6 protein-coding genes are annotated in these 15,053 nt (G+C 36.2%); 5 read left to right on the forward strand and 1 reads right to left on the reverse strand.

Annotated features, from left to right (window positions below):
- Position 1 precedes the first annotated feature (1 nt).
- The 5 genes from FLP_RS05060 to FLP_RS05080 all read left to right on the forward strand — a co-directional run bounded on the left by FLP_RS05060 (position 2) and on the right by FLP_RS05080 (position 11,025).
- Positions 2 to 2,305, forward strand: a complete 2,304-nt coding sequence (locus FLP_RS05060; protein WP_065448439.1) for a GH92 family glycosyl hydrolase — start codon at positions 2 to 4, stop codon at positions 2,303 to 2,305.
- 36 nt (positions 2,306 to 2,341) lie between these two features.
- Positions 2,342 to 3,772: a glycoside hydrolase family 125 protein gene (locus tag FLP_RS05065; protein ID WP_065448440.1), complete on the forward strand. Its 1,431-nt coding sequence runs from the start codon at positions 2,342 to 2,344 to the stop codon at positions 3,770 to 3,772.
- A 31-nt stretch (positions 3,773 to 3,803) separates the two neighbouring features.
- Positions 3,804 to 5,984 (forward strand): GH92 family glycosyl hydrolase, encoded by a 2,181-nt coding sequence (locus tag FLP_RS05070; protein WP_065448441.1) that lies wholly within the window; start codon positions 3,804 to 3,806, stop codon positions 5,982 to 5,984.
- Positions 5,985 to 6,060: 76 nt separating this feature from the next.
- Positions 6,061 to 8,019 (forward strand): glycoside hydrolase family 97 protein, encoded by a 1,959-nt coding sequence (locus tag FLP_RS05075; RefSeq protein WP_065448442.1) that lies wholly within the window; start codon positions 6,061 to 6,063, stop codon positions 8,017 to 8,019.
- Positions 8,020 to 8,322: 303 nt separating this feature from the next.
- A complete protein-coding gene (locus FLP_RS05080; RefSeq protein ID WP_065448522.1) occupies positions 8,323 to 11,025 on the forward strand; it encodes an alpha-L-rhamnosidase in 2,703 nt (900 codons plus the stop codon).
- Positions 11,026 to 11,657: 632 nt separating this feature from the next.
- Here the strand turns inward: FLP_RS05080 and FLP_RS05085 are convergent.
- Positions 11,658 to 14,849, reverse strand: coding sequence for a glycoside hydrolase family 2 TIM barrel-domain containing protein (locus FLP_RS05085; protein ID WP_083195794.1), 3,192 nt, complete (start codon positions 14,847 to 14,849; stop codon positions 11,658 to 11,660).
- Positions 14,850 to 15,053 lie beyond the last annotated feature (204 nt).

Here is a 15,053-nt window from a genome sequence, read left to right on the forward strand (position 1 = left end):
TGTGGTAAAAAATAAACATAAAATAGTTTTTAGTTTATTCACATTCTTCTCATTCGTGCCTACTAATGCACAAAGTGTAGCTGTTTGCGAAACTAAACTTCCTGTAGAATGGGTAAATCCTTTAGTAGGTACAGATTCTGATTACGGCATCTCAAACGGAAACACCTATCCCGCGATTGCAATGCCGTGGGGAATGAATTTCTGGACACCTCAAACAGGCAAAATGGGAGATGGCTGGGCGTATACATATAAATCAAACAGAATAAAAGGTTTCAAACAAACCCATCAGCCTTCGCCGTGGATGAACGATTACGGTCAGTTTTCGATTATGCCGGTTACTGGTGAATTAAAATTTAAAGAAGAAGAAAGACAAAGCTGGTTTTCTCATAAAGCAGAAACTGTTACGCCTTATTATTACAGTGTTTATCTGGCAGATCATAACGTTACAACCGAAATTACCCCCACAGAAAGAGCCGCGAGATTTAGATTTACATTTCCCGAAACAGATAAAGCGTACATTGTTATTGATGCTTTTGATAAAGGGTCTTACGTGAAAATAATTCCTTCTGAAAGAAAAATTATCGGTTATACCACTAAAAACAGTGGTGGCGTTCCGCTTAATTTCAAAAACTATTTTGTGATCATTTTCGATAAAGAATTGAAGTTAAATTCAACCTTCAACGGAGATATTTTAGGAAATGCACTTGAAATGCAGGCAGATCACGCCGGCGCGGTAATTGGCTTTAAAACAAAAGCAGGCGAACAAGTAAACGCTCAGGTAGCGTCGTCATTTATAAGCTATGAACAAGCAGAAAGAAATCTCAAAGAAATAGGAAAAGCCAACTTTGATGAATTGAAAGAAAAAGGAAAAGAAACCTGGAACAAAGAATTAAGCCGTATAAAAGTAGAAGGCGGAACAAACGACCAAATGGGAACTTTTTATTCCTGTTTGTACAGATCGCTTCTTTTTCCGAGAAAGTTTTTTGAGTTCGACAAGAATAAAAAACCGGTTCATTACAGTCCTTACAACGGAAAAGTTTTGCCGGGTTATATGTTCGTAGATACTGGTTTCTGGGATACTTTTAGAGCTTTATATCCTTTTTTAAATTTAATGTATCCGGAATTGAATGCGCAAATGCAGGAAGGACTTTCGAATGCATTCAATGAAAGCGGATGGTTACCGGAATGGTCCAGCCCGGGATTACGAGATATTATGGTGGGGAATAATTCAGCATCAATTGTGTCCGAAGCGTATTTAAAAAGCGGAAAAGGAAATAAATACGATATCGAAAATTTATACAAAGCGGTGATTCATGGCGCTAATAACGCCGGACCGCTAAAAGCAGTAGGTCGTGCAGCAGCAGATTCATACAATACATTAGGTTATGTACCGCACGATATTGTAAACGAAAGTGCCGCCAGAACATTAGAATATGCTTACGATGATTTTGCGATTTACCAATTGGCGAAAGCTTTAAACAAACCGCAGTCAGAAATTGATTTATATAAAAAGAGAAGCTTAAATTATAAAAACCTTTTTGACCCGAAATACAAATTAATGCACCCAAAAAACAGTGACGGAAAATTCATGGAACCTTTTGATCCTTTTCAATGGTTCAACGGATTTACCGAAGGAAACAGCTGGCATTATTCATGGTCTGTTTTTCACGATATCCAAGGTTTAATTGATTTAATGGGAGGCAATCAGTCATTTGTTTCACAATTGGATAAAGTGTTTTCGTCGCCTCCAATTTTTGCCACTTCAAATTTCACCGGAGGAGTAATTCACGAAATGAGGGAAATGCAAATTGCCAATATGGGACAATATGCACACGGAAACCAGCCAATTCAGCATATGATTTATCTTTATAATTATGCGGCAGAACCTTGGAAAGCACAATATTGGGTAAGAGAAACCATGAACAGAATGTATCATGCAACACCGGATGGTTATTGCGGTGATGAAGATAACGGACAAACTTCGGCCTGGTATGTATTTTCTGCTTTAGGTTTTTATCCGGTTACTCCGGCCTCAGACCAATATGTTGTAGGAGCTCCATTGTTCAAAAAAGTAACAATTGAACTGGAGAACGGAAATAAAGTAGAAATTAATGCTCCGGACAACAGCGATACAAGCAGATATATTAAAGAGATGAAATGGAATGGAAAAACGTATTCAAAAAACTGGATCAGTCATTCTGAATTGATGAACGGTGCAACATTAGATTTTGATATGTCGACAACACCGGACCTTAAAAGAGGAACTGAAAAAGAAGACGCTCCGTACTCATTAACAAACGAATAAAAAAGATATCTCCCTATAATTTAAAAACATACAACAATGCAAAGAAGAAAATTTATCCAGAATGCTGCTTTATTCGGCAGTTTAGCCCTTATCGATCCTATGGAAATAATTGCAGGAACTAAAATGGTAAAAGATTTCCCTATTGTAAGGGTTGCAAAAGGAAAAAGAAATTTTGAAAGTGATTTCATAGAAAAAACGATAACCGAATTTCAAAAGAATGTAAAAGATAAAGAATTAGGATGGCTGTTCAACAACTGTTTTCCCAATACGCTTGATACTACCGTAACCTATTCACAAAAAAACGGAAGACCGGATACCTATGTAATCACGGGAGATATTGATGCCATGTGGCTTCGAGACAGTTCTGCCCAGGTATGGCCTTACATGGCTTTTGCCGGAAAAGATACAAAACTAAAAAACCTGATTGCAGGTGTGATCAACAGGCAAACAGAATATATATTGAAAGATCCGTATGCGAATGCGTTTTACAACGATCCCAACAAAAAAGGAGAGTGGACAACAGATCATACCGATATGAAACCCGGAGTTCACGAAAGAAAATACGAAATAGATTCATTGTGCTACCCAATAAGACTGGCTTATAATTATTGGAAAAATACCGGAGACACTTCTCCGTTTGATGAAAATTGGGTAAAAGCAATTAAAGCAACTTTAAAAGTATTCAAAGACCAACAGCAAAAAGACGGTCACAATCCTTACACATTTCAAAGAACCACACAATTTGCTACAGATACAAGACCATTAAAAGGGTACGGATATCCGGTTAAACCAGTTGGTTTAGTGTGTTCGGCTTTTAGGCCAAGTGATGATGCAACGGTTTTTTCTTTCTTAATTCCGTCCAACTTTTTTATTGTAGCAAGTATGAAACAGGCTGCAGAAATGTTGGAAACCATTAAAAAAGACAGCGCTACAGCAAAAGAATTAAGAGCTTTGGGTAACGAAGTAGAGCAGGCAATACAACAACACGCCGTGGTGAAACATCCTAAATACGGAAACATTTTTGCTTTTGAAGTTGATGGTTTTGGCGGTCATTTACTTATGGATGATTCCAATGTGCCAAGTTTACTGAGCTTACCTTATTTAGATGCTATCGATGTGAATGATCCAACGTATCAAAACACCAGAAAGTTTGTACTATCAGAAGATAATCCGTTTTTCTTTAAAGGAAAAGTTGCCGAAGGTGTTGGAGGACCGCACGTTGGGATGGATATGATTTGGCCAATGTCATTAGTAATGAGAGCTTACACAACATCGGATCAAAATGAAATAAAACAATGTATCAAAATGTTGAAAGCATCGCATGGAGACACCGGTTTTATGCACGAATCTTTTCATAAAGACGACGCTAAAAATTTCACAAGATCATGGTTTGCATGGACCAATACATTGTTTGGTGAATTATTGTGGGATACGTACCAAAAACATCCAAAATTACTGGAACTATAGCTATTTGTAACACGTTTTAATTCTTTATAAAATGATAAAATTCAACAAGAATATCGTTCTTGCAGCCCTTTCTATGTCCATTTTTGGCTTTAATGCGGCGGCACAGAAATCCGGTGGCGGACTTGCAAAAGGAAAATATACAGCTTTGGTAAATCCGTTTATTGGTACTGCACCTTTATTAGATACCAAAATAATAGGTTATACACCACCCGCAGATATGCGTGTTTGGGCAGGATTGGTTTTTCCGGGCTCATCTGTACCTAATGCAATGGTACAATTAAGTCCTATGACAAAGTACAGATCCGGTGCAGGATATGAGTACGAGGACACATCAATTTTAGGATTTACCCATACCAATAAAGGACATTGGAACCTTTGTCATATTCCGCTTTTACCCGTACCTGACGGCGCAGCATTTCCCTACAAATCATCTTTTAGCCATGATCAGGAAAAAGCAAGTCCTGCTTATTACGAAGTATATTTAAAAGACTATAATGTACAGGTAAAATTAAGTTCGACATTGCGTTGCGGAATACACGAATATACTTTTAAAAACAACAAAGGCCGAAAAGTACTTTTTGATCTGGGCAAAGCTAATAATCATGTAGACGATTGGCAAATCAAGCAGGAAGGCAACAATGCAGTAAGCGGTTTTCAAAGAACAGGAGGCGAAAAAATATATTTTTATGCAACATTAAGCAGTGCGATTGAAAAATTAGATACCAAAGATATTGCTAAAAGTGGCGGATATACTTTGGTAAATATAAAAGACGGAGATACAAAACCGGTAACGGTAAAAATAGCCTTGTCTTTTGTGAGTGTAGAGAATGCAATCGAAGATCTGAAAGCAGAAGTAGGAGATAAAAACCTCAACAAAGTTTTTGAAGAAGGAAGCACAAAATGGGAAAACCTGCTTTCTAAAATTCAGGTAAAAGGAGGAAACGACCAGCAAAATGTAATGTTTTACAGTATGTTGTACAGATCCTTTTTATGGCCGGCTTTACGAAGTGACGTCAACGGACAATTTACAGATGAAGCGGGAAAAGTTCGAAAAGAAAACTATCATTATTACACACTTCCTTCATTATGGGATGATTACAGAAATAAACTGGTTTTGTTAAGCATTTTTTCGCCGGATGAAACCAGCGATATTATCAGTTCGATGATCAACGAAGGAGAAATTAAAGGTTTTATGCCAACATTTTTTCACGGAGATCATGCAGCCTCTTTTATTGCAGGTTCTTATATGAGGGGCATCAGAAAATATGATGTTAAAAAAGCATACGAGTTACTATTAAATAATGCGTATAAAGAAGGCGGTACAAGACCTCACATTGCAGAATATATTGCAAAAGGATATGTTCCGGAACAGGATATAAAAAATCCTGTAGTCGAAACCAAAGGGAATGCAGGAGTAACTAAAACTTTAGAATATGCCTATGATGACCATGCATTGGCATTATTGGCCAAAGAATTAAACGATACAGAACATTATAATGATCTGGTAAAACGTTCTAAAAATTATGCAAATGTATTTGATAAATCGACCAGTTTTATGAGAGGTAAATTGGCAGATGGCAAATGGGTAACGCCGTTTAACCCTGAGTTTCCGTATTATGAATACATGTATCGTGAAGCAAATGCCTGGCAGTTATCATTTTTTGCACCACAGGATATGCCTGGCTTGGTAAAACTGTACGGAGGAGCAAAACCTTTTGAAGACAAACTCGATGAATTTTTTACAAAACCATGGAATCCAAATTATATTGCCTGGAATATATCAGGTTTTATTGGGCAATATTGTCATGGTAACCAACCGGATCACGAAGCTCCGTTTTCGTATTATTTTGTAAATAAACCTGAAAAATCACAAAAAAGAATAGACGAAATATTAGAAACAATGTACGGAATTGGGCCTGAAAAACTGGCCATGTCCGGTATGGATGATGCGGGCGAAATGTCGTCCTGGTACGTGTTTGGTGCACTGGGACTTTACCCGTTATCTCCTGCCGATCCCGAATATATTGTAACTGTTCCTATTTTTAAAGAAGTAGCATGGGCAACACCTGCAGGCAAAAAAGTAACGATCAAAAATCCGAATGGTAAAAGAAATCTGGAGACAATAAAAGTAAACGGCGCCAAGATCGACGGCTATTTCGTTTCGCACGATTTGTTTACGAATGGTGGTGAAATACAAGTGATAACCAAATAATAAGAATGTATTGTATAGTATAAATTAAAGTAGCGTCCCTTTTTTTGGGACGTTATTTATATAAAACCGATTTGAAATGAAAACAATTAAAGTATTGATTTGCCTGTTTTTTGTATTGGGATTTTACCACGGTTATTCCCAAAAAAAGTTTGAACTCCTTTCGCCCAACGGAGCAATAAAAGCTTCGATTGCTTTAGAAGATAAAATTTATTATTCAGTAAACTTTAATAACGAAGAATTAGCATCAAATAATCATTTGGCATTAATTCTGAAAAATGAAACCTTAGGGCTAAATCCTAAAGTAACAGGAAGCAAAACAGGAAAAGTAAAGGAAGAAATTAAACCAATTGTTCCGTTAAAATTTTCATCAGTATCCAATAACTATAATTATTTAGTATTAAATTTTAAAGGAGATTACGCAGTAGAATTTCGTGCTTTTGATGATGGAATTGCATACCGATTCATAACGGCTAAAAAAGGCGAAATTGAAGTAATCAATGAAGATTTCTCGGTTAATTTTCCAGAGGATTATCTATTGCATTTACAACAGCCGGGAAGTTTTAAAACCGCTTATGAAGAAGTCTATTCGCTAACAGCGGTCAAAGATTGGAAACCTGCTGATAAAATGGCTGTACTTCCTGTTTTAGTCGATTCAAAAAAGCAATACAAAATATTAATTAGCGAATCTGATCTTTCTGATTATCCTTGTTTGTTTTTGAAAGGAACAGGAAAAGGAATTACAGCTGCGTTTCCTAAAACGCCTTTAGAATTTGGTCCCGACGGAGACCGAAGCCTTAAAATCCTCAAAGAAGCCAATTATATAGCAAAAACCAAAGGAACAAGAAGTTTTCCGTGGCGTTATTTCGTCATTACCAAAGAGGACAAACAGCTTATAGAAAATACGATGACCCTGAAACTGGCTCCAAAAAGTGAACTAAAAGAAACCGCTTGGATAAAACCCGGGCAAGCCAGCTGGGAATGGTGGAACGGCGCTACACCTTATGGCCCGGATGTGAACTTTGTATCAGGTTATAATTTGGATACTTATAAATATTATATCGACTTTGCTTCAAAATTTGGAATAAAATATATCATTATGGATGAAGGCTGGGCCAATAGCACAGAAGATCCTTATTCACCAAATCCAAATGTCAATGTTCATGAATTGATCAAATATGGTAAAGAAAAAAATGTGGGTATCGTATTATGGCTTACATGGCTTACGGTCGATAAAAATAGGGGCGTTTTCAAAACCTTTAAGGAATGGGGAATTGCAGGCGTAAAAATTGATTTCATGGATCGCAGTGATCAGGTAATGGTCAACTATTATGAAAATGTAGCCAAAGAAGCAGCAAAACATCAAATATTGGTAGATTTTCACGGCGCGTTTAAACCTGCAGGATTAGAATACAAATATCCTAATGTAATATCGTACGAAGGAGTAAGAGGAATGGAACAAATGGACGGCTGTAAACCGGATAACAGTCTGTACCTTCCTTTTATGCGAAATGCAGTTGGCCCAATGGATTATACACCCGGTGCCATGATTAGCATGCAGCCCGAAGTATACAGATCCGAAAGACCAAATTCTGCAAGTATAGGTACAAGAGCTTATCAGCTTGCTTTGTTTGTGGTTTTTGAAAGCGGTTTGCAAATGCTGGCCGATAATCCTACGAATTACTATCGCGAGAAAGAATGTACTGATTTTATAACTTCGGTACCTACAACCTGGGATGAAACCAAAGCATTAGAAGCAAAAGCGGGACAATATGCCATTGTTGCTAAAAGAAAAGGCACGAAATGGTTTATTGGCGGAATCACTAATAATACCGAAAAGCAAAGGAATTTCAAATTAAATCTGGACTTTTTAAAAGCCGGAAAATCATATAAAGTCACTTCATTCGAAGACGGCATCAACGCAGGATATCAGGCAATGGATTATAGAAAAAAGAATTTCACAGTTACCAATGCTGCGAACATCGAAATAAAAATGGTTAAAAATGGAGGATGGGCAGCAGTTTTAGAGGAAATTTAAAACGCAATTCTTTAAAAAATATAATTGATTGTGTTTTAACTTGAATGGATTTTGAAAACATTGTCGAAAAAATCTCTCGAAGATATCCTAAGTTTTTTTGACTAGGCTCTGGCTTTAGCTAGAGTTTATATAAAATCAATCTCAATGGCTTTAGCCAAAAACGTGTGATTTGGCTAAAGCCTATTATTGCGCTAATTATTACCTCTAGCTAAAGCAGGAGGCTAGTCAGGAAATTGATACTTGAAAATTGGCGATTCTTTAATAATATTAAAACCAATGCAACTATTAAAAAAAGAAAATCTAATGATAATACAGCATAAAACATTTACTAAAACAATATATCCGTTTTTCCTTTTTCTGCTAATGAGTTTCGCGGGTTATTCTCAAACTCCTGTAAATCTCAAGTGCGAACATTTGGTTAATCCGTTAGGAATTGATGTACCTCAGCCAAGACTTTCGTGGCAATTAAGTGGCAGCGGACATAATGTAGTACAAACAGCCTATCAAATAGAAATTGCAACAGATTCGATTGCTTTTAAAAAACGCGAAGGATTTGTCTGGAATACCGGAAAAGTAGCATCTGATGCTATTTTAATTCCTTATAACGGACTAGCTCTGAAATCTTTTACCACTTATTTCTGGAGAGTAAAAATTTGGGACGGAAAAAATAAAATGCAGATTTCAAAAATTCAGCGTTGTGAAACGGCGATGCTGCAATCGAGCGATTGGAAAGGCAGTTGGATATCCGATTCTCATGATATGAATTACAAACCGGCTCCTTATTTCAGGAAAGAAATTACAACAGCAAAAACGATAAAAACGGCTCGTGCTTATATTACGGCAGGCGGATTATATGAATTTTATGTGAATGGAAAAAAGGCAGGAGACCGAATGCTGGATCCTATGTTTACTAAATTCGACAGTAGAAATTTGTATGCAACGCTAGATATTACAAAGCAGCTGCAAAACGGGAAAAATGCATTTGGTATTTTGTTAGGAAACGGCTGGTACAACCACCAATCGACTGCAGTTTGGCATTTTGATAAAACAATTTGGAGAAATCGTCCTCGTTGTCTGGTCAATATCAGAATTACTTATTCTGATAATACTACCGAAACAATAGTTACAGATGAAACATGGAAAACGGCTGATAGTCCTGTAATCTTTAATAGCATTTACACTGGTGAACATTATGATGCGCGCAAAGAAATTAGCGACTGGAACAAACCTGATTTTAACGATAGCAACTGGAATAAAGCCATAATTGTACAATCGCCATCATCAAAATTAGTGTCACAGCAATTACATCCAATTCGGGTTACGGCACATTTAAAACCAACGAAAGTAAACAGAATAAATGACACTTTATCGGTTTTTACTTTCCCTAGAAATATTGCCGGAACAGTGAGCCTTTCGATCAAAAATGCAGTTTCCGGAACTATTTTCAGAATAAAACACGCAGAACGTTTGTACAAAAACGGAATGGTCGATCTTTCTAATATCGATTTGCATTACAGACCGACTGACAATACTGATCCTTTTCAGACCGATATTTTTATTGCAAAAGGAAATGATAAAGAAAGTTTTTCTCCAAAATTTAATTACAAAGGATTTCAATATGTAGAAGTAACTTCAAGCCGGCCTTTTGCACTAGATCATCATAATCTTGTTGCGCTTGAAATGCACAGCGATGTGCCTGCCATGGGGAAAATTAAAACTTCGAATCAGGTTTTTAATAAAATATGGGAGGCCACAAATAGTAGTTATCTCGCGAATTTATTTGGTTATCCAACAGATTGCCCGCAACGCGAAAAAAACGGCTGGACAGGCGACGCGCACACGAATATAGAAACGGGATTGTATAATTTTGACGCAATTACCATTTACGAAAAATGGCTCGCCGATCATCAGGACGAGCAACAATCCGATGGAGGAATTTCTAATATTGTTCCAAACCCCGGAGCATTTGGCTATGAATTTGCAACCGGCCCTGACTGGACGAGTTCTATAGCGATTATTCCGTGGAAAATATACGAGTTTTATGGCGATGCCCGTTTGCTGACCAAAATGTATCCCAATATAAAAAAGTATGTAGATTTAATTGATAAGAAATATCCAACCGGTATTACAGATTGGGGATTAGGCGATTGGGTTCCTGTAAAAAGCACCAGTTCGAAACCGCTTACTTCTACAATGTATTATTATGCAGATGTTTTAATTTTAGCCAAGACCGCAAAACTGTTAGGAAACACCAACGAGGCCGAGCACTATTTTAAATTGGCAGAAAAAATTAAAAGTGTATTCAATGAACAATTTTTTAATAAAAGCACCTATTTGTATTGCAGCGGTACCCAAACAGAATTGTCCGGCCCATTATATTGGGGATTAGTTCCTGATGCGTACAAACAAAAAGTAGCCGATAATTTGTACAAAAAAGTACAGGAAACTAATTTTCATCTTGATGTTGGTTTATTAGGAACGAAGTCTTTATTGAATGCATTAAGCGAAAATGGCTATGCTGATGCTGCTTATAAAATTGCTTCTCAGGAAGATTTTCCCTCCTGGGGATACTGGATCAAAAATGGGGCTACTACCTTGTTTGAAAACTGGCCTTTGAATGTTGAAAAAAATGACGCTTCGATGAATCATATTATGTTTGGAGAAATAGGAGCGTGGATGTACAAAGGATTGGGCGGTATTTTTCTTGACGAAAATTTGCCAGGTTTTAAGCATATAATTTTAAAACCCAATTTTGTAAAAGACCTTACTTATTTCGAATCAGAACATACATCTCCTTACGGGAAAATAGTGTCGAACTGGAAAAGAGAAAACAAAAAAGTATTTTACGAAGTAGTGGTTCCGCCAAATGCTACTGCTAGTTTCTATTTAGAAAAGAACAGTAATTTCACTTGTAATGCAAAGGATATTAATGTCAGTAAAGAAGGATTATTTAAAGTGATTCAGCTTAAATCTGGATCTTATTCTTTTAAAATTACTGAAGAGTGATTTTTACAGCAAAGAGCGCTAAGATTTACCGCAAAGAGCGCAAAGTTTTTTTTGATATGCTAAGTTTTTAAAAAAGGCAAAGTTCGCAAAGCTTTGAGATTACTTTGAGATTACTTTGAGATTTTACCACAGAGAACGCAAAGTTTTTTGAAATATATAATTTAATAAAAACACAAAGTTCACAAAGCTCTGTGTGCTTATTTTGTGAACACAACATACACCTTAGTGAACTCTGTGAAAAACCTTTGTGTTCTCTGCGGTTAATTTTTTTACCGCAAAGAGCGCAAAGTTTTTTTGATATGCTAAGTTTTTGTAAAAAGGCAAAGTTCACAAGGCTTTGTGTCCTTAGATTGCGTAAACACAGAATAACCTTAGTGAACGCTGCGAAAAACCTTTGTGTTCTCTGCGGTTAATTTTTTTACCGCAAAGAGCGCAAAGTTTTTTTTGATATTTTAAGTTTTGTAAAAAGGCAAAGTTCGCAAAGATTTGTGTTCTCTGCGGTAAAAAAAAATAGTGAGTATGAAATTTTCTATGTTGATCCTAAAAAATTAATTCTATTAAAATAAAAAAGCATTAGTAAACCTATAATTTACTAATGCTTTTTATTTTTTCGATTGTGAAAGAGTGGATTCTTACTTCGAATTCAAATCGATTTCATAGTTAAATGAAGTAGCTTTTGCATACACTATATATTGTTCTAATGGTTTTGGGCCACATCCCCAGGAACCAACTCCCAGCGTTTTATGCGAAATGCACAATACAGTTCCTTTACTTTGTGGTAAATCTATTTTGTATTCTACATTTTCCATTTCTTCATCGCTATACGGCAATGCGGCAACTTGCAGTAAATCGTCTCCTTGTTTAACGGTAAGCCCTAAACCGCTTTGAGATTTTATATTTGCCCATCGTACATCTTCATGATTTCCGGATTCCATAGGTTTTTCGTAGGGCGTCATCTGTTCTTTTACAGTGCTGTAATAATGACCAACATCAAAACCACTTTTTCGGTCCGGATAGTTTTCCATTGGTCCGCGTCCCAGGTAATCAAATTGATCTAATTCTTTATTTAAAAACATTCGAACACCAATTCGGGCTAAAATTAATTTTGGATCATTAAAACTAATATCATTTGTTACTTTAATAGTACCATTTCCGTTAATGGTGTAAAAAATACGATGTACAACCTTAAAGTTTTCTTTTCCTGTTCCGGTTAATGTTGCTTTAATCTCATAACTGCCACCGGATATTTTTTGAGTTTTGATGTCACTTGTTACCCATTTGATCGATTTCAAGCCATATTTCTCCCAATTTTCATAAGCCCACATATCATCTTTCCTGTGCGGTGCACGCCATAAATGCAAAAGCGGACCTCCGTTTTCCTGCAAAATATTATTACCATTTTTTTCAATTTTAGAAAACGTTCCTTTATTCTTGTCAAATTCAATTTTAAAATTGTTACCAATAAGCTGAACGGTATTTCTATTGTTCTTTACAGATAAGTTTCCTTCGGCAATATGTTGTGAAATTGGCGGAATATTTACCGGAAGTTCAAATTGCTGAGAGGCCACTTCGTATCCTTTTTTTGCCCATAATTCATCCTCTGCAAGAGCAAACGAAATTCGTAAGAAATATTCAGAGCCCGGTTTATACAAAATATCAAAAGGTATCTTGATCTCTTTCTCTTCACCAGGATTTACAGAACCAGTTTTTAAATCGCCCGAAGCTCTTAAATCACCATCTTGCGTTAATTCCCATTTTGCATCAAGGCTATTTAAATTTTTGGTTTCATAACGGTTTTTGATAGTGAAAACACCATTTTTACTGTCTTTATCTGAAATTGTAATCCATTGATAGGCATGTTTTAATTCCGGATAATGTGGCTTTAAAGTTCGGTCAGAGAATACAACACCTTTGTGAATGAAATATTGATCATTAGGATATTCACCAAAACCACCTCCAAAAGCTGTTATAGGATGTTTAGGATCGCGATTGTTGTAAATTCCCTGATCCTGCCATTCCCAGATTGCACCACCAAGCAGCGCAGGATATTGATCAAATAAGTCATTATAGATATCTACAGATCCCATAGAGTTGAACATGGCATGAGCATATTCACATAAATAAAAGGGTTTGGTTAAGCTTTGATCTTTAGCATGTTTTTCCAGATTAAAAACATCCGTGTACATCTGGCTGTCAATATCTGCAGGATTATTTAATGCAATACCAAAACCTTCGTAATGCGTTGGACGGGTAGGATCTATTTTTTTGATTGTTTCTAATGCCTCCCTAAAATTCACGCCGCCGGTTCCGTTTTCATTTCCTAAAGACCAGATTAAAACCGAAGGATGATTTTTAAAGTTTTCCGTATTTGCTACATTTCGGTCTACAATAGCCGCTTTCATACGGGGTTCATCATTAAATTCATTCATAGCGCCGTGACATTCAACATTGGCCTCGGCAACTAAATAAAGACCGTACTCATCGCATAGCTCATACCATCGGGGATCATTAGAATAATGACTTGTTCTCACATGATTGCAGTTGGCTTGCTTGATTAAAAGTATATCTTTTATCATTTGTTCTTCTGTAATAGCGTGACCATCGTCTGGCCAGTTTTCGTGGCGATTGACTCCTTTCAGTTTTATCGCAACACCATTTACAGTAAACAATCTTCCTTTGATTTCAATTTTTCTAAAACCTGTTTTAGAAGACAGTTTTTCGATACTATTTTTGCCTTGTTTCAAATCAATTACAGTCGTGTAAAGATGAGGAGTTTCAGCAGTCCATTTTTTAGGATTAAAAACATTAAAGCTTACATCAACAGTAATTTCCTGACCCGGTTTTAAAGCCGGAACTATTTTTTTTCCTATAGCGCCAACAAAATCATTTCCGTCGTAAAGAGTTGCTTCTATAGTACGGGCTTTTGTTACCGTTTTACCATAATTTTTTACTTTGGCCGTAACGATAACTTGCGCGTCTTTGTAATTTTTATCGAGATTCGTTTTTATAAAATAATCTCTAATATGTTGTTGCGGAGTGCTCCATAGCGTTACGTTTCTAAAAATACCGCTTAAACGCCACATGTCCTGATCTTCTAAATAACTTCCCGTTGTAAAACGGTAGACTTCTACAGCCAGTGTGTTTTTGCCGGGAATAAGATATTTGGTCAGATCAAATTCGGCTGCATTTCTGCTGTTTACTCCGTAACCTACTTTTTTTCCGTTTACCCAAATAAAGAACCCCGCATCAACCCCATCAAAAGTGATTAAAATGCGTCTTCCTTTCCAGTTTTCCGGAACCGTAAAATCACGGCGATAACTACCAACAGGATTTCTTTCGTGAAAAGCAGTAAATTTTTCAGGCGGCGTACTCATAACTTTAGGAAAGTCTTTCTGAAAAATATAATTGTAATTGCTGTAATACGGCGTACCATAACCTTCGATTTGCCAGTTCGATGGTACTTTTATTTCCTTCCATTGCGATACATCATAATCTGTTTTGTAAAAGTTTACAGGACGTTTTTGAGGCCAGTCGACCCAATTAAATTTCCACATTCCGTTTAAACTTTTACTAAAAGTAGACGCATATCTGTTTGCTGTCAACGCTTCTTTTAGCGAAGCATAAGGCATTAAGGTAGCATGAGCAGGTTCTTTATTAATGCCAATGTTTTCAGGATCTTCAATTTCTTTAGGCACTTTTGCAGTATCCTGTGCAGATAGATTTTGTTCTAATTTTTGAAAAGCAAAAACTGAATTTTGACTAAAGATCAGCAACAGTAAAATTAGAATTTTAATACTTTGATTTTTAATTAATAAATGAAACATACATGTGGTTTTTGATAATTAGCAATAGTTTTGGTTTAGAAATTATAAATTATTACAAACATACTAAATCGTTTTAGCGTATTTTAACTTTGCCTACCAGTTTATTAGAAACATATCTTAAAAATTTTTATTAATCTTCGTTTTTTAAAGGTAATAATACATATTTAAATTTTATTGCTCTATTATATTGCGGGTATTGTTTTT

The organism is Flavobacterium piscis (genome assembly GCF_001686925.1).
GTDB classification, from domain to species: domain Bacteria; phylum Bacteroidota; class Bacteroidia; order Flavobacteriales; family Flavobacteriaceae; genus Flavobacterium; species Flavobacterium piscis.

What these genes read in the sequence shown, in the direction of transcription:
- FLP_RS05065 (WP_065448440.1), top strand. Translation starts at nt 2,342, where the DNA reads ATGCAAAGAAGAAAATTTATCCAGAATGCTGCTTTATTCGGCAGTTTA.
- FLP_RS05080 (WP_065448522.1), top strand. Translation starts at nt 8,323, where the DNA reads ATGATAATACAGCATAAAACATTTACTAAAACAATATATCCGTTTTTC.
- FLP_RS05075 (WP_065448442.1), top strand. Translation starts at nt 6,061, where the DNA reads ATGAAAACAATTAAAGTATTGATTTGCCTGTTTTTTGTATTGGGATTT.
- FLP_RS05085 (WP_083195794.1), bottom strand. Translation starts at nt 14,849, where the DNA reads ATGTTTCATTTATTAATTAAAAATCAAAGTATTAAAATTCTAATTTTA.
- FLP_RS05070 (WP_065448441.1), top strand. Translation starts at nt 3,804, where the DNA reads ATGATAAAATTCAACAAGAATATCGTTCTTGCAGCCCTTTCTATGTCC.